Origin of the sequence: Gordonia sp. ALPHA1B1, assembly GCF_005502615.1 — a bacterium.
Classification (GTDB): Bacteria; Actinomycetota; Actinomycetes; order Mycobacteriales; family Mycobacteriaceae; genus Gordonia; species Gordonia hongkongensis.
In genome coordinates, this window is sequence record NZ_SCOC01000018.1 from 83,843 (window position 1) to 102,319 (window position 18,477).

Sequence of the window (18,477 nt, forward strand, 5' to 3'; positions counted from 1 at the left end):
CGCAGTATCTCACAGCAGGTGTCGTGCGCCACCGGCACGCGACACGTCCACCGGAGATGGGCAGGTCCGCCACCTGCGCGGTGGCGGACCTGCCCAACGGTGGTGGAGTCGCCGGACGGTGATCAGCGTTTGCGGCGCTGCTCCCGCTTGTCGCGGACGCGGACGTTGATCCGGACGGGCGAACCGTCGAAGTTGAATTCCTCGCGCAAGCGCCGCTCCAGGAACCGGCGATAGCCCGCCTCGAGGAAGCCGGTGGTGAACAGCACGAAGGTCGGCGGCCGCACCGAGGCCTGGGTCGCGAACATCACGCGCGGCTGCCGGCCACCGCGCAGCGGCGGCGGATTGGCGGCGATGACGTCCTTGAGCCAGTTGTTCAGCGGGCCGGTCGAGATGCGCTTGTCCCATGAGTCGAGCGCGGATTCCAGTGCGGGGACCAACTTCTGGACGGCCCGGCCGGTCGACGCCGAGATGTTCACCCGACGCGCCCATGGCACGCGGGCCAGCTCGCGGTCGATCTCCTTGTCCAGCTGGTACCGGCGGTCCTCGTCGACGAGATCCCATTTGTTGAACGCGATCACGAGGGCGCGGCCGCTCTCGATGATGAGCGACAGCACCCGCAGATCCTGTTCGGTGATCGGTTCCGACGCGTCGATCAGCAGGATCGCCACCTCGGCCGCGTCGAGCGCCGACCGCGTCCGCAACGACGCGTAGTACTCGTGGCCGCTCGCGGTCCGCACCTTGCGGCGCAGACCGGCGGTGTCGACGAAATTCCAGGTCTTGCCGCCCAGTTCGACGAGTTCGTCGACCGGATCCACGGTTGTCCCGGCGACATTGTCGACCACCGACCGCTCGGTGCCGGTGAGCTTGTTCAGCAGCGAACTCTTGCCGACGTTCGGCTTGCCCACCAGGGCGACGCGACGCGGGCCACCGAGAGTCGGTGCCTCCCGCGGGGTCTCGGGCAGCTTGTCCAGGATGATGTCGAGCAGATCACCGGCGCCGCGGCCGTGTGCGGCCGACACCGGATACGGCTCACCGAGTCCCAGCGACCACAGCGACGCGGTGTCGGACTCGAGTCGCTCGCTGTCGACCTTGTTGGCACACAGGATGACCGGGGTCTTCGAGCGTCGCAGGACCCGTGCGACAGCCTCGTCGGTCGCGGTCGCGCCGACCGTGGCGTCGACGACGACGACGATCGCGTCGGCGGTGCGCATCGCCAGCTCGGCCTGCGCGGCGACGGCCTGCTGCAGGCCCTTCGCGTCGGGTTCCCAACCACCGGTGTCGACGACGGTGAACCGCCGGCCCGACCACGACGCCGCGTACGACACCCGGTCCCGGGTGACGCCGGGGATGTCCTCGACCACGGCTTCACGACGCCCCAGGATGCGGTTGACGAGCGTCGACTTGCCGACGTTCGGCCGCCCGACGATCGCGACCACCGGCATGTGTTCGACACCGGACGCGTCGTCGGCTCCCCCGACATCGGTCAGTTGCCAGTCGGATTCGTCCGACCAGGTGCCGTCGCCGGGTAGCGCCGCGAGGTCGTTCGAGTAGTCGTCACTCACCGTTCCACTGCTCCGATCCGGGTCGCGACGAGGCCGCTCAGTTCCGCGAGCACCTCGTCGAGGGTCTTGTCGCTGGTGTCGACGACGGTCGCGTCGTCGGCCGCGCGCAACGGCGAGACCTTGCGTGTCGAGTCGAGATGGTCGCGCCGGTTCACGCTCGCCAGCACCGCGTCGTAGTCGCTGTCGCGACCGCCGGCGAGATTCTGCTTGTGCCGGCGCTCGGCCCGCGCCTCGGGTGTCGCGGTGAGGAAGATCTTGACGTCGGCGTCGGGGAACACCACGGTCCCGATGTCGCGCCCCTCCACGACCACGAACCGGCCCTGCGCGTTCTGCTGTTGTAGTGCAACCAGTTTGGTGCGCACCTCGGGTACCGCCGACACCGCGGAGACGGCGCTGGTGACGTGGTCGGTGCGGATCGGCCCGGAGACGTCGCGCCCGTCGAGGAAGACCTTGGCGCCGTCCCCATCGGGGACCAACTCGATGGCGACGTCGGCGACCACGCGGGCGATTCCGGCTGGATCATCCAGCGCGACACCGGCATCGAGAACGGCGAGGGTCACTGCGCGGTACATCGCGCCGGTGTCGAGATAGCTGGCGCCGACCTCGGCGGCCAGGAGTTTGGACACCGAGGACTTGCCCGTGCCGGCCGGACCGTCGATGGCAACGACATGCGTCGTCCCGCCGGCGGACTCCGATGCTCCGTCGCTCACAGGCCGACCGCCTTGTACAGTCCACCGACCTCGTCGTTGCCGAGGACGCGCAGGCTGCCCGGGCGCTGCTCACCCAACGCGACCGAACCGACATGGGTGCGAACCAGTTTGACGACAGGGAAGCCGACCTCGTCCATCATGCGCCGCACCACGCGGTTGCGACCCTCGTGGAGGGTGATCCGCACCAGCGACTGGCCCTCGTGGACCTCGATCACGGTGAACTTGTCGACCGTCACCGGGCCGTCGTCGAGTTCGACGCCCTCGCGCATGCGACGTCCGATCCCGCGGGGCACCTCGCCCTTGAGCGTGGCGAGGTAGGTCTTGGGCACCTCGAAGGACGGGTGCATCAACCGGTGCGCGAGTTCACCGTCGTTGGTCAGCAGCAGCAGACCCTCGGTGTCGGCGTCGAGGCGGCCGACGTGGAACAGACGCTGACCGGCCATGACCCGCTCGGCGACCACATCACCGACGCAGGGACGGCCCTGGTCGTCGGACATCGTCGACTGCCAGCCCTTGGGTTTGTTGAACGCCAGGTACTGCCGGGTCTCGTCCATGATCACGCGGGCACCGTCGACGCGGATGATCGCGGTGTCCGGGTCGATGCGCAGCCCCTGCTCGGTGACGATCTCCCCGTCGACCTCGACACGACCCGCCGCGATCAGCTCTTCGGCGCCGCGGCGCGAGGCCACCCCCGCCTGGGCGAGCACCTTCTGCAGGCGGACGCCGTCTTCGACGTAGTTGGCGCCGGCACCCTCGCCGTGCTCAGGTGTCTGGTGCCGCGCCGGTCGGGCGTTGTTCAGCCGGATCCGGCCCACTTCGGCGTTCGGCTTCGACGACCCCTTGCGGTGGGTCTTCTTGGTTCGCGGCTGTTGTGCGGGCGCGCCCTTGCGGCGTTTTCCCGGTGAGCCATCTCGGCCAGCGGATGCCATGTTCTCTCAGTCCTGTGAGTCGGTGGTGGTGCCACCGTCGATGATCAGTTCATTCGAGTCTGACGGTTGGGTGGACAGTTTGGCGAATCGGGGATCCGAGAGCAGCTCCTCGTCGAGGTCGTCGATCAGGTCGACGTCCGGCAGCAGGGGCGCCAGATCGGGCAGTTCCGACAGTGACGCCAGCCCGAGCCGTTCCAGGAAGAGTTCGGTGGTGGCATAGGTCGTCGCGTTCGTGGTCGGTTCGCTGCCGACCTCGTTGATCAGTCCGCGAGCGACGAGGGTGCGGATCACGCCGTCGACGTTGACGCCGCGGATGGCGCTCACCCGTGCCCGGGTGACCGGTTGCCGGTAGGCGATGACCGCCAGCGTCTCGAGCGCCGCCCGCGTGAGCTTCGACCGCGCGCCGTCGAGCAGCAGCCGCTCCACGTAGGGGGCGTACTCCGCCCGGGTGTAGTAGCGCCAGCCGTCGCCGGCGAAGCGCAGATCGATGCCGCTGCCCGACGCCGTGAGCTCCGACGACATGGCGTTGAGTGTCTCCCGGACCCGCGTGCGGTCCTGGTCGACGGCGTTCGCTAGTTCTTCGGTGGTGACCGGTGTGTCCACGACGAGCAGCACCGCCTCCAGGGCGGAACGGAGTCGCGCGTCATCGAGGTACTCCCCGTCTCCGTGCAGAGCGGTCTGCTCGGGTTCGGCCGGTCCCGGGTCCTCTCCCTCGGCTGCGCCGGTCGGGTCGAGGTGGTCGACCTCGGGGGCGTGATCAGTCATCCGTAGTCCTCTGCCTTGTCGATGCGCAGGTCGTCGGCACCGCGCTCCCCCGTCCACATCACCGCGAGATCGCCGAGTGCCTCGGGTTGTTCGAAGGTGATGGCCTGCTCCCGGAACAACTCGAGCAGGCCGAGGAAGCTACCGACGATCTCCAGCACGTTCTCGCAGTCCGCGGTCAGCTCGCCGAAGGTCAGCCATGTGCCCGGTACGGCACTGAGCAGCGACGCCATCCGACGTGCCTGGCCCGGAACCGACACCTTCTGGACGTCGTGCAGATGGTCGAGGCCGACGGTCGGCACCGGACGCGGCGTCAGCCCCGCCGCGGCGACCTGCGCGAAGCCGTCGGCGTCGACACCGAGGGTGACCTCCGGCAGCAGATCCTCGAAGCGCTTCTCGAGCGACACCGCGCGTGGGTAGCGCTGCAGGGCGGCGGCCTCGAGCTCGCCGAACAGGGCGGCGACCTGCTTGTAGGCGCGGTATTGCAGCAACCGCGCGAACAGCAGGTCCCGGGCTTCGAGGAGTGCGAGGTCCTCCGGATCATCCACCTCGCCGGAGGGCAGCAGGCGAGCCGCCTTGAGATCCAGCAGCGTCGCGGCTACGACGAGGAATTCGGTGGTCTGGTCGAGCCCCATCTCCGGGCCGAGTTCGCGGGTGTAGGCGATGAAGTCGTCGGTCACCTCGTGCAACGCCACCTCGGTCACATCGAGGCGGTGCTGCGAGATCAGGTTCAGCAACAGGTCGAACGGACCCTCGAAGTTGCGCAGCTTGACCCGGAAACCGGACTCCTCGGCACCGACGTCGGACGACGCTTCCGTCGAGCTCGAAGCGGCTTCGGGCACAACCGAATCGGACGCGACGGGTTCGGAGAAGGCGGTTTCGGACACGGCGGGTTCGGGGACTGCCTGGTCGGTGCCGGTCGTCATGCGGGTGTGACGTTGCGGGCGATCACCTCGCGTGCGAGCGCCCGGTACGCCTTGGCGCCGGCCGACCTCGGCGCCCAGGAGGTGATCGGTTCCCCGGCGACGCTGGTCTCCGGGAACCGGACGGTGCGGGCGATGACGGTGTCGTAGACCGCGTCGCCGAACACCTCGACGACGCGGGCCATCACCTCACGGGAGTGCAGTGTGCGGGCGTCGAACATGGTCACCAGGATGCCGCCGAGGTCCAGGCGAGGGTTGAGCCGGTCGCGCACCTTGTTGATCGTGTCGGTGAGCAGAGCCAGCCCGCGCAGGCTGAAGTACTCGCACTCCATCGGGATGAGCACGGTGTCGGCGCAGGCCAGCGCGTTGACGGTGAGCAGCCCCAGCGACGGCTGGCAGTCGATGAGGACGACGTCGTAGCGGTCGAGCACGGGATGCAGTGCCCGGCCGAGCGACTGCTCGCGACCCACCTCGGTCACCAGCTGGATCTCCGCGGCCGACAGGTCGATGTTGCTGGGCAGCAGGTCGAGACCGTCGACGCGGGTCCGCATCAGGACCTCGTCGGTGGCCACCTGCGGCGGTACGAGCAGGTTGTATACGGTCTGTTCCAGCTCGTGATGCGGCACACCGAGTCCCGCGGACAGCGCACCCTGCGGGTCGAGGTCGACGAGCAGGACCCGACGACCGTATTCGGCAAGCGCCGCACCGAGATTGATGGTCGACGTCGTCTTGCCGACGCCGCCCTTCTGATTGCAGACCGCGATGACCGTGGCGGGTCCGTGACGGTCCAGCGGAGCGGGCTCGGGCACGTCGCGATACGGCCGCCCGGTGGGGCCGATCTCGTCGGCATCGTGCTCGGCCTCTTCGGTGTCGTTTCCGGGCGACACCTGGATGCTGTACTGATCTCCCGGACGGGCGCCAGACCCTCCCGGACGGGCGCCAGACAGGGGTGCGCTCGGAGTGGTCACGTGTCCGCCGCTCCCTTCGCTGTTCGATGCCGCTTCTCGGTGGTTCAGTTGTCCGTCCACGGCCGAGCCTCGTATCAGCCTAGGACATCTCCCCGGTCATCCCGGCGTCGGCGCGCCCGGGGGATCCGCGGGGTCAACGCGCCCTCGGATGGGCGACGGCATAGACCTCCCGCATCGTGTTGACCGTCACGAGCGTGTACACCTGCGTGGTGGTGACCGAGGCGTGGCCCAGGAGTTCCTGCACGACGCGGACGTCGGCGCCGCCGTCGAGCAGATGGGTCGCGAAGCTGTGCCGGAGGGTGTGCGGCGAGACCGCCTTGTCGAGGCCGGCGCGCTCGGCCGCGGTGACGAGCACCTGCCAGGCGCTCTGCCGCGAGAGCCGCCCGCCGCGCGCGTTCAGGAACACCGCGGGCGTCGCCCGTGACACCAGCGCGGGTCGCCCGCGGACGAGGTACGCCTCGAGTGCCTGGACGGCGGGCCCGCCGAGCGGCACGAGACGCTCTTTGCCGCCCTTGCCCCGGAGGCGAACCGCGCGCATGTCGTCGAGATCGAGATCGTCGAGATCGAGGGAGGTGGCCTCGGAGATCCGCGCCCCGCAGCTGTAGAGGAACTCCAGCAGCGCGCGGTCCCGTAACCCGCGCGGATGGTCCTCGACGCCGGCCGAATCGAGAATGGCCAGCACCTCGTCGACCGGCAGGGATTTCGGCAGGCGCCGCGCCGCGCGCGGCGGCCGGACATCGTGTGCGACGTCGGTCGGCACGATCCCCTCGTCCACCGCGAACTTGTGAAAACGCCTGGTGGCGACGAGAGTTCGCGCGATCGAACTGTCCGCGAGCGGGGCGAAGCCCGCCTCGGCGTCACCGCGACGGAGTTCGACGAGGAATTCGCGGATGTCTTCTTCGGTCACGGCGTCGAGTGACGGGATCCCCCGCCGGTCGAGATACCCGCGATACCTCTCTAGATCGCGCCGGTAGGACGACACCGTGTTGGCCGCCGCACCCCGCTCCACCGTCAGGTGATCGAGGTAGCGCGCGATGTCGGCGGCCAGGGTCACGACCGGCGGCCCCGATCGTCGGCACGTCGGTTCCGTAACGCGGTCGGCTCGTCCGGCCACGGGGCGTCGACGCCGCGGAGGCCGGCCGTCGACCCGCCGGATGCGGCCGCGGCCAGGATGCCGGCCACGCTCGTCGCGTTGACGATCTCCCCCGACAACACCTTCGCGACGGCGTCGTCGAGCGGCACCCACTCGATCGACATGTCGGCTTCCTCGTCGACGCGTTCGGCCGCGTCGAGATGGTGCAGCCCCTCGGCGAGATACAACCGCAGCGCCTCGTCGGTGAAGCCGGGTGACAACGCGAGGTCGACCAGGACGTGCCACGAGTCGGCGGCGAGGTCGGCCTCCTCGGCCAACTCGCGCTGCGCGGCGGCCAGGGGTTCTTCGTCGGCCTGATCGAGCAACCCGGCGGGCAACTCGAGCAGACGTCGGCCGATGGGGTGACGGTACTGCCGCACCATCGCCACCCGGCCGGCGTCGTCGCGCGCCAGAATCGCGACGGCGCCGAAGTGTTCGACGACCTCACGCTCGGCGACGCGCCCGCCCGGCATCTCGACGTCGTCGACCCGGAGGGTGATGATCGCGCCGTCGTAGACGGTGCGGCTGTCCTTGACCTCGAAGTCGTGGCCCAATGCGGTCAGTCCCTGCCGGCAGGGTCGTCGAGGACTGCCTCGCCCAGCCCGGCGACCGGTTCCACCGTGACCGCGTTGACGGCGGCCACCGCGTCCGCGGGAGCGTCGTTCGACTCGTAGTCGTCGCCGAGGTCGACCGGAAGACGTTCGGCCGCCTTGTACTTCAGGGCCGCCTCGATGAACGACCGGAACAGCGGATGCGGCCGGGTCGGCCGGCTCTTGAGCTCCGGGTGTGCCTGCGTGGCAACCAGGTACGGGTGCACCGACTTGGGGTACTCGACGAATTCGACGAGGTGCCCATCGGGCGAGGTACCCGAGAACACGAGCCCGGAGTCGGCGATCTTGTCGCGGTAGGCGTTGTTGACCTCGAAGCGATGACGGTGACGTTCGGACACTTCCCGCGTCCCGTACGCCTCGGCGACGACGGACCCGGCCTTCAGCACGGCGTCGTAGGCACCGAGTCGCATGGTGCCGCCCAGGTCGGCGTCGCCGGCCACCGCGTCGGCCTGATCGGCCATCGTCGAGATCACCGGGTGCGGGGTTCCTGGGTCGAACTCGGTCGAGCTGGCCTCGTCGAGGCCGACCGAGCGGGCCGCCTCGATGACCACACATTGCAGCCCGAGGCACAAGCCCAGCAGCGGGATCCCGCGCCGCCGTGCGTACGAGATGGCACCGACCTTGCCCTCGATGCCGCGGATGCCGAAACCGCCGGGGATCAGGATCGCGTCGACGTCGCCGAGGGCGGCCTGCGCGCCGGCTTGGGTGGCGCACTCATCCGACGGCACCCACTTGATCTCGGTGCGCGCCTTCCAGGCGAAGCCACCGGCGCGGATGGCCTCGGTCACCGACAGGTAGGCGTCGGGGAGATCGACGTACTTGCCGACCAGCGCGACACGCACTGTCTCGCGCGGCTCGTGCACACGGCGGAGGAGCTCGCCCCACACCGTCCAGTCGACGTCGCGGAACGGCAGACCGAGCTTGCGGACGACGTAGGCGTCGAGGTGCTCGCTGTGGAGCACCTTCGGGATGTCGTAGATCGACGGGGCGTCGGGGGTGGAGATCACGCCGTCGAGTTCGACGTCGCACATGAGCGCGATCTTCTTCTTGAGCCCTTCGGGCACATCGCGGTCGCAGCGCAGGATCAGCGCGTCGGGCTGGATGCCGACGTTGCGCAGCGCGGCGACCGAGTGCTGGGTCGGCTTGGTCTTGAGTTCCCCCGACGGCGCGAGGTAGGGCACGAGCGAGACGTGCAGGAAGAAGACATTGTCGCGGCCGACGTCGTGGCGCACCTGGCGCGCGGCCTCGATGAACGGCAGCGACTCGATGTCGCCGACCGTGCCACCGATCTCGGTGATGACCACATCGGGCACTTCACCGTCGGCGTCGGGTTCGGCCATGGCCAGCACGCGCGACTTGAGCTCGTCGGTGATGTGCGGGATGACCTGAACGGTTTCACCGAGGTACTCGCCGCGGCGCTCCTTGGCGATGACCGACGAATACACCTGTCCGGTGGTCACATTCGCCGACTGCGAGAGATTGCGGTCGAGGAAACGCTCGTAATGTCCGACGTCGAGATCGGTCTCGGCGCCGTCCTCGGTCACGAACACCTCACCGTGCTGGAACGGATTCATGGTGCCCGGATCGACGTTCAGATACGGATCGAGCTTCTGCATGGTGACCCGCAGGCCCCGCGAGGTGAGAAGCTGACCCAGGCTGGAGGCCGTCAGGCCCTTGCCCAGCGAAGAGGCGACGCCACCGGTCACAAAGATGTGCTTGGTGTCGTGTACATGGCGAAGTGGTCGCAAAAGAAGTGTCTCCCGTCGGCCGAATCGGGGCCGATGCCCTGATTACCTACGGGACTCCAGGGTAACACCACCGACGCCCGACGCCGCACCGCCACACCGTCGACGGGTGTGGCGGTGCTCGCGTGCGGTGGCGGACTCGATCTCAGGCGGCCGGTCGTCCGTCGGCACCGACGGTGATCGCGGTCGCGCCCGGGCCGGTGCCGTAGGAGCCGGTCGTCCCGTCGGCCTCGGCGGCCAGGGCGAGGATCGTCGTGATGAGACCCGTCGGCTGGTCGATGTTGTCGACGGTCGAGACCGCGTTGGCCAGCGACGGATCCGAGCGGACGATGGCGATCGGCGACCCGCCCGCCGCGGAGCCGGTGCGTCCGACCAGTACCCCGCCGACCCCGCGTGCCGACAGCGTGGCGGCCAGGCGGCCGACCAGCGTGCCCTGCGCACCGGAGTCCGGACCGAACTCGTCACCGGTCACCACCACCACCAGATCGGTCGGGGTGATCGCGTTGTCGGCGTAGTCGATGAACCCACCGTCGCGCAGTGTCGCCAGCCCGGTCCGACGGTCCCCGGACGACGCCGGTCGCGCTGTCTCGTTCGACAGCACGAGGGCCCCGAGCAGGTCCCCGACCCGGCCCCCGGAATCGGTCAGTTCCGCGCGCAGCATCGTGCCCGGCGGAATGGTCTGGTCGACGATCGTCCGCAGTTCCTCGGACTTGCCGTCGGTGAGCAGTGCGTCGGTCAAACCGATCTGTCCGCCGAATCGGGCACCGGCACCCGAGATCGATTCTTTGACCGCATCGACATCGGCATCCGCCGCGTTCGGTGCGGTGACCACCAGCACGGACTGCCCCTTGAGCTTGTTCGCGATCAGCCGGGGTGTGATGGCGAGGTCGAAGCTGTTGGAGGCGTTGAGCTTTGCGTTGAGATCGTCGCGCTCGCTCTCCAGGTCGCCGATGCGGTCACGACTCGTGCCGGTCATCGAGTTGACGCGGTCCCCGACGAATCCCGAACCCAGGAACAGTCCCAGGGCGAGCGCGAGGAAGACCGCGACCAGCGAGATCGCATGCTGTCGTAGCGAGATCATCGGCTACCGGTTCCAGACCTCTCGAGCCCAGTCGAGCAGCGCATTCCACTGCACGACGATCCAGTCGGTGATGTCGGTGCCCGCGTTCGACAGCAGCACGGCGGCGATGACGGCGACGAGTGCCGCGAGCACGACACACGCGATCGCGGCACCGGACACCCGACTGCGGTAGAGCGTGGCGACCGCCTTCGCGTCGACGAGCTTCTGGCCCACCTTCAGTCGGGTCAGGAACATCGACGGATTGCTCTCCCGGCGCGACCGGTCGAAGAAGTCGTCGAGCGATCCCGGGTAGCCGACGGTGACGATCAGGTCGGCGCCGTGGTAGTCGGTGAGCAGCAACGCGAGGTCGCCGGCCGACCCGGCGGCCGGGAACGTGGTGGCCCCGATGCCGAGGTCCTGAATGCGTTCGAGCCCGGTCGCATGTCCGTCGGTGTCGGCCGGAAGCACCAGCTGTGCACCGGATTTCAGCGTCGGAGTCTTCATGGTCTCGGGATCGCCGACGATGATCGACGGCTTGTACCCGGCCTTCATCAGCGTGTCCGCACCGGCTCCGACGCCCACCATGACGGGCTGGTACTCCTTGATGAACGGCTTCAGCGAGCGGAGGTCGGCAGCCCGGTCGGCACCTTCGCCGACGATGACGACGTGACGGCCTGCGACGTCGACGTCGATCTCCGGCACACCGACCCCGTCGATCAGCAGCGGCGACTCGCTGCGGATGAACTCGATCGTGTTGCCCGAGAACGCCTCGAGATGATCGACGAGGCCCGCCTTGGCACCGATCATGATGTCGGCGATGTCGCGCTCCTCGAGTTCGGTACCGAGGGCGAGTCGCCGTTCGCCGACGAGGAGCCGGTCGTTGTGGACCCGCACCTTGGCACCGTCCTTGACCCGCTTGAAGATCTCCGGACCCACATCGTCGAGCAGCACGATGCCGGAGGCCACCAGGACCTCGGGTCCGAGGTTGGGGTAGCGGCCGGTGATCGACCGCGAGGCGTTGACCACGGCCACGACGTTGGCCTCGACGAGCGCGTCGGCGGTCACCCGGTCGAGGTCGACCTCGTCGAGGATGGCGATGTCGCCCGGCCCGACGCGGTTGAGCAGCCGTTTCGTGTTCTTGTCGATTCTGGCGATACCGGTCACGCCAGGCAGTTCTTCGGTGTTACGCGCGAGCAGTGCAGGCATCTTCATGACGGCCATGATCGGCCGAAGGCACGCCTCAGCCGGGGAGGCGCGCCGTAACAGCAGCAACTTTTGTCACACACGCATCATGTGTTTCACCGTCCGCGGTGCTCAGTCGGCGGCGCGCTCCGCCTCCGCGGTGGCCAGCAGTTCCTCGGCATGGGCGCGCCCGGTGTCGGACTCCCCCAAGCCCGCGAGCATGCGGGCCAACTCCGCCACTCGCTCGCTGCGATCGAGCGTGCGCACACTGCTGGTGACGAGCGCCCCCTTCTTGCTCTTGCCGATGACCAGGTGGTTGTCGGCGAACGCCGCGACCTGAGGGAGGTGGGTCACCACGATCACCTGGTGTGCTCGTGCCAGCCTCGACAACCGCTTCCCGATCTCCACGGCCGCGCGACCACCGACCCCGGCGTCGACCTCGTCGAAGACCATCACCGATCCCGAGGTGGGTGCGGCGAGGACGACTTCGAGGGCGAGCATGACCCGCGAGAGTTCGCCGCCCGACGCCGATTTCGCGATGGGCAGCGGCGTGGCGCCGGGATGGGCGAGAAGTGCGAACTCGACCTTGTCCGCTCCGTCGGCGCCGGCGTGGGCGGCGGTGCCCGCGACGCTGACGGCCAGCCGGTCGTCGGGCGTCGCCGCATCCGGGCTGACCGCGACCGCCAGCGCCGAGTCCCCCATGGCCAGTCCCTTGAGCTCGCGAGACACCTTGTCGGCCATCGACTTCGCGGCCTTCGACCGCAGCGTGTGCAACTTGTCCGCCGCGGCCTGCACCTTGTCCCGGGCCGCCGTCGCGGCGACCTCGAGCTCCTCGATGGAGGCCCGTGGGTCCTCGATCTCCGCGAGCCTGGCCTCGGCCTTGTGGCGCCAGTCGATCACTCCGTCGACATCCGGCGCGTACTTGCGGACGAGCGTCTTCAGCTCGGCCTGACGGGCGAGCAACTTGTCGAGCTCCTCGGCGTCGGCGGGTAGGCCCGACGTGAAGGCGGTCAGTTCGGCGCCGACATCGGTGATGACGGTGAGCGCCTCGGCGACGCGCGGGACGAGATCACGCAGCGTGTCGTCGGCCGCGGTCTCCAGCAGCGTGCGCACTGTTCCGAGTCCTTCGATGACCGACGATCCCGAATCCCCGGCGACGATGGCGTGCGCCTGGTCGGCGGCACCACGGATGGACTCCAGGTCGGAGAGCCGACGGATCGTCGCGGTCAGCTCCTCGTCCTCGCCGGGCACCGGATCGACCGCGGCGATCTCGTCGATGCCGAACCGCAGCCGGTCGGCTTCCTGCGCGAGTTCCCGGTAGTTGGAGCGCCGGGCGTCGAGTTCGTCGAGGACCTCGACCCAGGCCGTTCGTGCCTTCCGGTATGAGTCCAGCGCCGCAGCCGCCTTCGGGCCGGCGAACGTGTCGAGTGCCGCGCGCTGGTGTTCGGGGCGGAGGAGCCGCAACTGGTCGTTCTGGCCGTGGATGGCCAGGACCGCCGTGGTGAGTTGGCCCATGACGCCCACCGGAACGGACCGGCCGCCCAGATGGGCGCGGGATCGTCCGTCGGCGCTGACCGACCGGACCGCGATGACGGTGTCGTCGTCGTCGAGTTCGGCTCCGGTGGAGTCCAGGATGTCGGCGACGACCGGATCCCGGTGCGCTCCGCCGTTGTTCGCGAGCCGGAACCGGCCCTCGACGACTGCCTTGGGGCTGCCGGTCCGGACGCGCGTCGCGTCGGCACGGGCACCGGACAGCAGGTGCAGGCTGGTGACGATCATCGTCTTGCCCGCTCCGGTCTCGCCGGTGAGCACCGTGAATCCCGGATGGAAGCGCGCCTGCGCCTCCTCGATGACACCGAGACCGGAGATCGAGATCTCTTCGAGCACGACTATGCCTGCCTCCCTCGCCATCCCGTGACCGGGAGGGCGAACTTGGTGACCAGTCGGTCGGCGAAGGGGTCGGAATCGATCCGGATCCAACGCACCGACCGTTCGCTGCGCACCACCTCGACCCGCGCTCCCGCGGGCACGTCGAGTGCGCGTCGGCCGTCGCACAGCGCCAGCGCGGACCGCCCGTTCTTGTCCACCTCCACCGCGATCCGCGATCGCGGACTCGTCACCATCGGCCGGGCGAACAGGGCGTGGGCGTTGTTCGGCACGACCAGGATGGCCTCGAGGTCGGGCCACATCACCGGCCCGCCGGCGGAGAACGCGTAGGCCGTCGACCCGGTCGGTGACGACACCAGCACTCCGTCGGCGCCGAAGGCCGAGACCGGCCGGCCGTCGACCTCGGTCACGAGCTCGAGGACACCGTTGTTGCTCGTGTTCAGGACCGCGACCTCGTTGAGCGCCCAGCTGCACGCGGTCGGCGGATCCGGGTCGGCCGGGTCCACGATGGCGATGTCGAGGGTCATCCGCGGTTCGATGCGGTAGTCCCGGGCGATCAGCTGGATCATGACCTCGTCGACGCGATGCGCCTCGGCCTCGGCGAGGAAGCCGATGTGTCCGAGATTGATACCCAGGACCGGGACCTCGGCGGGATAGGCCAGCTCGGCGGCCCGGAGGAAGGTGCCGTCCCCGCCCAGGACGATGACGAGTTCGCAGCCCTCTGCCGTCGCGGACTCGGCCGTCGTGACCTCGACGACCGCGCCGAGCGACCGCAGGTATTCGGGGTCGACCGGTACGTTGCGGGGACGGGGCGACTCGCCCTCGTTGTTCCGGTACAGCACATCGTGATCGGGGGCGTCGCGGTCGAGGGTGTCGTGGTCGACCACGCGCAGCGCGACGTCGGCGGCCGCGCAGTGGCGCGCGATCGCCTCGATGGTCTCGAGCACGTTCTCGCGTCCGGTGTGGGCGACCACCAAGAACTCGCGGGCACCGGTGTGGTCCGGTGCCGGATCGTCGGTCACTGGTGATCCCCTCCATCGAAGTGCGGTCTGGGACAAGTGCGGTGTCGGTACGGAGACGCGGGCCCAGCGGGTCAGCGCGGTCCCGCGGCGACCGCCTGTTCGATCATGGCCCGTAGTTCGTCCGGGGACCCGAGGGGGCGATCCGCGTCGGTCGAGTCCGCCCGGTCGACCCTATCGCTCCACCCCGACTCCTCGCCCGTCCGGTCGGCGAGCTCGTTGTGCAACCACAGGAAGTACTCGACGTTCCCCGACGGCCCGGGCAGCGGGCTCGCCACCACACCGCGCGTCCGCAGTCCGTGCGCGGCGGCCTCGGTCGCGACTCCGAGTACCGCCTCGGCGCGTAGCGCGGGATCGCGGACCACGCCGCCCGATCCGACCCGGTCCTTGCCGACCTCGAACTGCGGTTTGACCATCGGCAGCAGGTCGGCGCCCGGCGCGCAACAACGGGCCAGCGCGGGCAGCACCAGGCCCAACGAGATGAACGACAGGTCGGCGACCACGACGTCGACCGGGCCGCCGATGGACCCGGGCTCGAGGTGCCGGACGTTCGTCCGGTCATGGACCACGACGCGCTCGTCGTTCTGCAACCGCCAGATGAGTTGTCCGTATCCGACGTCCGCGGCGACCACCTCGCGGGCCCCGCGGCGCAGCAGCACATCGGTGAATCCCCCGGTCGATGCGCCGGCGTCGAGGCACCGACGCCCCTCCACCGTCAGGCCACCCGGCTCGAACGCCTCGAGCGCACCGAGGAGCTTGTGCGCGCCTCGTGACGCCCAGTCGTCTCGCGGACCCTCGTCGACGACGATCGGGGTGTCCCGGGTGACCCCGGTGGCCGCCTTCGACGCGATGGTCCCGTTGACCCGGACCGACCCGGCATCGACGAGCTCACGCGCCTGTTCGCGCGATCGGGCGAGACCTCGGCGGACGAGTTCGGCATCGAGTCGTGCTCTGGCGACCATGGTCAGAACCGCTCCCTCGTGGACGACTCCGGCGTCCGCACCGAGGCCGGTCTCATCGTCGGTCCACGGCGTCGAGGGCCGCGGTCAGCGAGTCATGGGCCTGTTCGAGAAGCGCCGCCTGACGTTCGAGCGCCGCCAGCGAGAAGGCGTCACCCGCCGATTCACGGATCTCGTCGACCTGCGCGAGGATCTCGGTGACCTCGGCCTCCACGTCGGGCAGCTCCCCGGCCCCATCGGCAATGGCGAATGCGTCGGCGACGGGGTCGAACTGTCGACGCGGCATCGCTCCCGGTGTGGGCCGGGACGGTCCTGGGTCAGCCGGGGAGGCGGTCGGGTGAGTCATCGTGGACCACGCTAGCCGACGACTGTGACACCGAGGGACTCGAGCTTGGTCCTCGCGGTTCCCTCTGCGATCACCCGCAAGTCGTCCGGATCCGCGGACCCGGCATCGACCGCGGCCCAGGTCGCGGCGGCGAGCGCGGGCACCAGTCCCGCCTCCGCGCCGGAACCGGCGACCCGCACGGTCGAACCCTCGACTGTGATGTCCCAATCGGGCCGGTCGGACACGCGCACGGCGTCGATGTCGACGAACAGGCCGGCGAGGTCGTCGAGAACGTAGGTGGGCCGCTGCTCCGGGGGCGCCGACAGCAGATCGTCGACCGTGCTCACACCGGTCAGGACCAGAGCGCTCTCGATACCGACGGCATGGCCGCCCTCGATGTCGGTGTCCAGCCGGTCCCCGACCACGAGCGGCGCACTCGCCCGAGCACGCGCGATCGCGTCGGCCATCAACGGTGCGGCGGGCTTGCCGGCCACCATGGGCTCCTTGCCCGTCGCGTTGCGCAGCGCGGCGACCATCGAACCATTCCCCACGAGCAGGCCCCGTTCGGACGGCAGGGTGGCGTCGATGTTCGTCGCGATCCACAGCGCGCCGGCCCGGATCGCGAGCGCCGCCTCCGACAGTTGCGCCCAACCGGTGTCCGGCGAGTGTCCCTGGATCACCGCGGCCGGTCGGTCGTCGGCACTACGCGTCACCCCGACACCGACTTCGCGGACTTCCTGCGCGAGTCCGTCGGTACCGATCACCAGTGCACGCGAACCCGGCTCGAGATGTTCGGACAGCAGCCGCGCGCCCGACTGTGCACTCGTGACGACGAGGTCGTCGGTCGCCTCGAACCCCAGCTCACGCAGGTGCGCGGCCACCTCGGACGGCCGCCGGCTCGCGTTGTTGGTCACGAAGAACCGCGGGATGTTCAGCCGGGCGAGGGCATCGAGCGCATTCGGCAGCGCGTGGTGCCCGGCGAACACCGTGCCGTCGAGGTCGAGGAGCAGTGCGTCGTGACGATCGACAAGGGTCACGGAATCGGACGGCGATGTGATGGCGGGTTCGGCCGCAGACTCGGTTCCCGACGACTCGTCCAGGGTGGCGAGGGGATTGGGCACCCCTTCCACGATGGTCGACTCGGCGATCACGTCATCGCCGGCATCTCCCTCTTCCTCGGCAACGGCTGACACCGCCACCGAATTCGAGGTCTGTGACAGGTCGGCCGTACCCGGAACGGCCTCGATGGTGTCCTTCTCGATGGTGTCGTTCTCGATGGCACCGGACGCAGCAGGTGAATCGATTGCGGGAGTGACATCGGGCGCAGGCGCCGAGGCGGGCGGGATCGGGTCCGCATCGGAGTCGATGTCCCTATCGACAGCCGGCACCGACAGCGGGCTGTCGAGCTCGCCTGGCGCAGCGCCGTTCACTCCCACACTCTCGGACGGCTGGTCGTCGTTGGCCAGCTCGGTCAGCCGGAACTCGGCATCGGTGACGTCGTCGACGTCGGCGGCCGCCGCGTTCATGAACCAGGTGATCGCGTCGTCGCGACGACCGGCAGCTTCCAGGGCAGACGCATATGCATAGAAGAGACGGGCCGGTCCGGTACCGAGCTGCCCGGGCTTGAGGTTCTCGGCCTGCAGCGTGACGACCGCTTTCTCCGGTTCACCGAGGTCCATGCGGGCACCGGCTTCGACGATCCGCATCTCGGTGGCATCGTCGCCGGTCAGTGACCGTCCCTCGTCACCGCGCGCGATCTCGACGGCACGTTCGGGGCGCCCGAGTCCGCGTTCGCAGTCGGCGATGAGCGGCAGCAGGGCCGGGTTGCCGGTGATGCGCTTGGCTGCGCGGAGTTCGGTCGCCGACTCCTGCCACTCGCCCGCGTTGTAGGCAGCGATGCCGACGGTCTCGCGAACGACGCCGACCCGGGAAGCACGGGCGCGAGCGGCACGTGCATGTTCCAGCGCCTGGACGGGATCCTCGAGCAGGATGCGCGACACCATCACCAGGTGCCGCGCGACGATCTCGGCGTTGGCCTTGTCGAGCGTCAGCAGATCACGGCGCACCTCGGGATCGAGATCCGACGCCGCGATGTCCTCGGGTAGCGGTGGCGCGGGCTGCCGGCTGCCGCGATCAGATCCGCGGTCACGCCCCGGACGATCATTCCGGCCACCTCGACCGCCATCCCGCTGTCCACGTGTGTCCCGCTGGCCGCGCCCGTCGCGGCGCGGACGATCACGATCACTCATAGCTGCCAATCTATGCCCTCGAACCTTGCTGAGTTGTGCCGCCCGGCGATGACGCATCAGGCGACCGACGCACGAGAAAGACCCCGTATCCGACGAAAGAAATCATCGAATACGGGGCCTTTCTGAAATTGTGTTCGGCGGTGTCCTACTCTCCCACACTGATTAGGGTGCAGTACCATTGGCGCTGGAGGGCTTAGCTTCCGGGTTCGGAATGGGGCCGGGCGTTTCCCCTCCGCTATAGCCGCCGTAACTTTGTGAAACAACTGTCACACAACAGTGTTTATTTGTTTGTTGTGTGTTGTTTCAGAAGTACATAGTGGATGCGAACACACCAAAACCGTGTTTGGTGATGTTGTGGGTGTTGTTGGTAAGTCCTCGGCCGATTAGTACCAGTCACCTGAACACATTGCTGTGCGTACAGTTCTGGCCTATCAACCCCATGGTCTGTGGGGGG

The 18,477-nt window shown here is 68.9% G+C and carries 16 protein-coding genes and 2 rRNA genes; all 18 read right to left on the reverse strand.

What is annotated here, in order from left to right; translation table 11 throughout:
* Positions 1–122: 122 nt before the first annotated feature.
* On the reverse strand, positions 123–1,562 hold the full coding sequence (der, locus tag FFS52_RS13910) for a ribosome biogenesis GTPase Der (RefSeq protein WP_058253160.1): 1,440 nt from the start codon (positions 1,560–1,562) through the stop codon (positions 123–125).
* Positions 1,559–2,272 carry a (d)CMP kinase gene (gene cmk / locus FFS52_RS13915; protein ID WP_058253159.1) on the reverse strand — a complete coding sequence of 238 codons (714 nt, stop codon included), beginning with the start codon at positions 2,270–2,272 and terminating at the stop codon, positions 1,559–1,561. The genes der and cmk overlap by 4 nt, the downstream gene beginning before the upstream one ends.
* Positions 2,269–3,201 (reverse strand): pseudouridine synthase, encoded by a 933-nt coding sequence (locus FFS52_RS13920; RefSeq protein WP_058253158.1) that lies wholly within the window; start codon positions 3,199–3,201, stop codon positions 2,269–2,271. The genes cmk and FFS52_RS13920 overlap by 4 nt, the downstream gene beginning before the upstream one ends.
* 6 nt (positions 3,202–3,207) lie before the next feature.
* Positions 3,208–3,966: an SMC-Scp complex subunit ScpB gene (scpB, locus tag FFS52_RS13925; protein WP_137810044.1), complete on the reverse strand. Its 759-nt coding sequence runs from the start codon at positions 3,964–3,966 to the stop codon at positions 3,208–3,210.
* The gene (locus tag FFS52_RS13930; RefSeq protein ID WP_137810045.1) at positions 3,963–4,889 is read right to left on the reverse strand and encodes a segregation/condensation protein A; all 927 of its coding nucleotides are present in this window, start codon (positions 4,887–4,889) and stop codon (positions 3,963–3,965) included. The genes scpB and FFS52_RS13930 overlap by 4 nt, the downstream gene beginning before the upstream one ends.
* Positions 4,886–5,833: a ParA family protein gene (locus FFS52_RS13935; protein ID WP_137810054.1), complete on the reverse strand. Its 948-nt coding sequence runs from the start codon at positions 5,831–5,833 to the stop codon at positions 4,886–4,888. The genes FFS52_RS13930 and FFS52_RS13935 overlap by 4 nt, the downstream gene beginning before the upstream one ends.
* 154 nt (positions 5,834–5,987) lie before the next feature.
* Positions 5,988–6,908 (reverse strand): site-specific tyrosine recombinase XerD, encoded by a 921-nt coding sequence (xerD, locus tag FFS52_RS13940; RefSeq protein WP_065629799.1) that lies wholly within the window; start codon positions 6,906–6,908, stop codon positions 5,988–5,990.
* Positions 6,905–7,540, reverse strand: a complete 636-nt coding sequence (locus FFS52_RS13945; RefSeq protein WP_137810046.1) for an NUDIX hydrolase — start codon at positions 7,538–7,540, stop codon at positions 6,905–6,907. Before FFS52_RS13945 ends, xerD begins: the two co-directional genes overlap by 4 nt.
* 5 nt (positions 7,541–7,545) lie before the next feature.
* The gene (locus tag FFS52_RS13950) at positions 7,546–9,345 is read right to left on the reverse strand and encodes a CTP synthase (RefSeq protein ID WP_137810047.1); all 1,800 of its coding nucleotides are present in this window, start codon (positions 9,343–9,345) and stop codon (positions 7,546–7,548) included.
* 142 nt (positions 9,346–9,487) lie between these two features.
* Entirely contained in the window at positions 9,488–10,423 is a 936-nt protein-coding gene (locus FFS52_RS13955; protein ID WP_065629797.1) for a copper transporter, read from the reverse strand.
* A gap of 3 nt (positions 10,424–10,426) precedes the next feature.
* Positions 10,427–11,614: a putative cytokinetic ring protein SteA gene (gene steA / locus FFS52_RS13960; protein WP_058253215.1), complete on the reverse strand. Its 1,188-nt coding sequence runs from the start codon at positions 11,612–11,614 to the stop codon at positions 10,427–10,429.
* Positions 11,615–11,716: 102 nt separating this feature from the next.
* Positions 11,717–13,471 carry a DNA repair protein RecN gene (gene recN, locus FFS52_RS13965; protein ID WP_068972161.1) on the reverse strand — a complete coding sequence of 585 codons (1,755 nt, stop codon included), beginning with the start codon at positions 13,469–13,471 and terminating at the stop codon, positions 11,717–11,719.
* A gap of 2 nt (positions 13,472–13,473) precedes the next feature.
* Positions 13,474–14,493, reverse strand: a complete 1,020-nt coding sequence (locus tag FFS52_RS13970) for an NAD kinase (RefSeq protein ID WP_137810048.1) — start codon at positions 14,491–14,493, stop codon at positions 13,474–13,476.
* A 71-nt stretch (positions 14,494–14,564) separates the two neighbouring features.
* Positions 14,565–15,452, reverse strand: a complete 888-nt coding sequence (locus FFS52_RS13975; protein WP_068972182.1) for a TlyA family RNA methyltransferase — start codon at positions 15,450–15,452, stop codon at positions 14,565–14,567.
* A gap of 52 nt (positions 15,453–15,504) precedes the next feature.
* The gene (locus tag FFS52_RS13980; protein WP_065632274.1) at positions 15,505–15,795 is read right to left on the reverse strand and encodes a hypothetical protein; all 291 of its coding nucleotides are present in this window, start codon (positions 15,793–15,795) and stop codon (positions 15,505–15,507) included.
* An 11-nt stretch (positions 15,796–15,806) separates the two neighbouring features.
* Complete coding sequence (locus FFS52_RS13985; protein ID WP_137810049.1) at positions 15,807–18,023, reverse strand: HAD-IIA family hydrolase; 2,217 nt, start codon at positions 18,021–18,023, stop codon at positions 15,807–15,809.
* Between the two features lie 132 nt (positions 18,024–18,155).
* Positions 18,156–18,272: ribosomal RNA gene (gene rrf, locus FFS52_RS13990) — 5S ribosomal RNA — on the reverse strand.
* Positions 18,273–18,386: 114 nt separating this feature from the next.
* A 23S ribosomal RNA gene (locus tag FFS52_RS13995) occupies positions 18,387–18,477 on the reverse strand; the annotation flags it as partial.

Excerpts from the sequence above, each read along its gene's own strand:
- FFS52_RS13920 (WP_058253158.1), bottom strand. The coding sequence starts at position 3,201 with ATGGCATCCGCTGGCCGAGATGGCTCACCGGGAAAACGCCGCAAGGGC.
- scpB (WP_137810044.1), bottom strand. The coding sequence starts at position 3,966 with ATGACTGATCACGCCCCCGAGGTCGACCACCTCGACCCGACCGGCGCA.
- FFS52_RS13930 (WP_137810045.1), bottom strand. The coding sequence starts at position 4,889 with ATGACGACCGGCACCGACCAGGCAGTCCCCGAACCCGCCGTGTCCGAA.
- FFS52_RS13955 (WP_065629797.1), bottom strand. The coding sequence starts at position 10,423 with ATGATCTCGCTACGACAGCATGCGATCTCGCTGGTCGCGGTCTTCCTC.
- steA (WP_058253215.1), bottom strand. The coding sequence starts at position 11,614 with ATGAAGATGCCTGCACTGCTCGCGCGTAACACCGAAGAACTGCCTGGC.
- FFS52_RS13975 (WP_068972182.1), bottom strand. The coding sequence starts at position 15,452 with ATGGTCGCCAGAGCACGACTCGATGCCGAACTCGTCCGCCGAGGTCTC.
- FFS52_RS13980 (WP_065632274.1), bottom strand. The coding sequence starts at position 15,795 with ATGACTCACCCGACCGCCTCCCCGGCTGACCCAGGACCGTCCCGGCCC.
- FFS52_RS13985 (WP_137810049.1), bottom strand. The coding sequence starts at position 18,023 with ATGAGTGATCGTGATCGTCCGCGCCGCGACGGGCGCGGCCAGCGGGAC.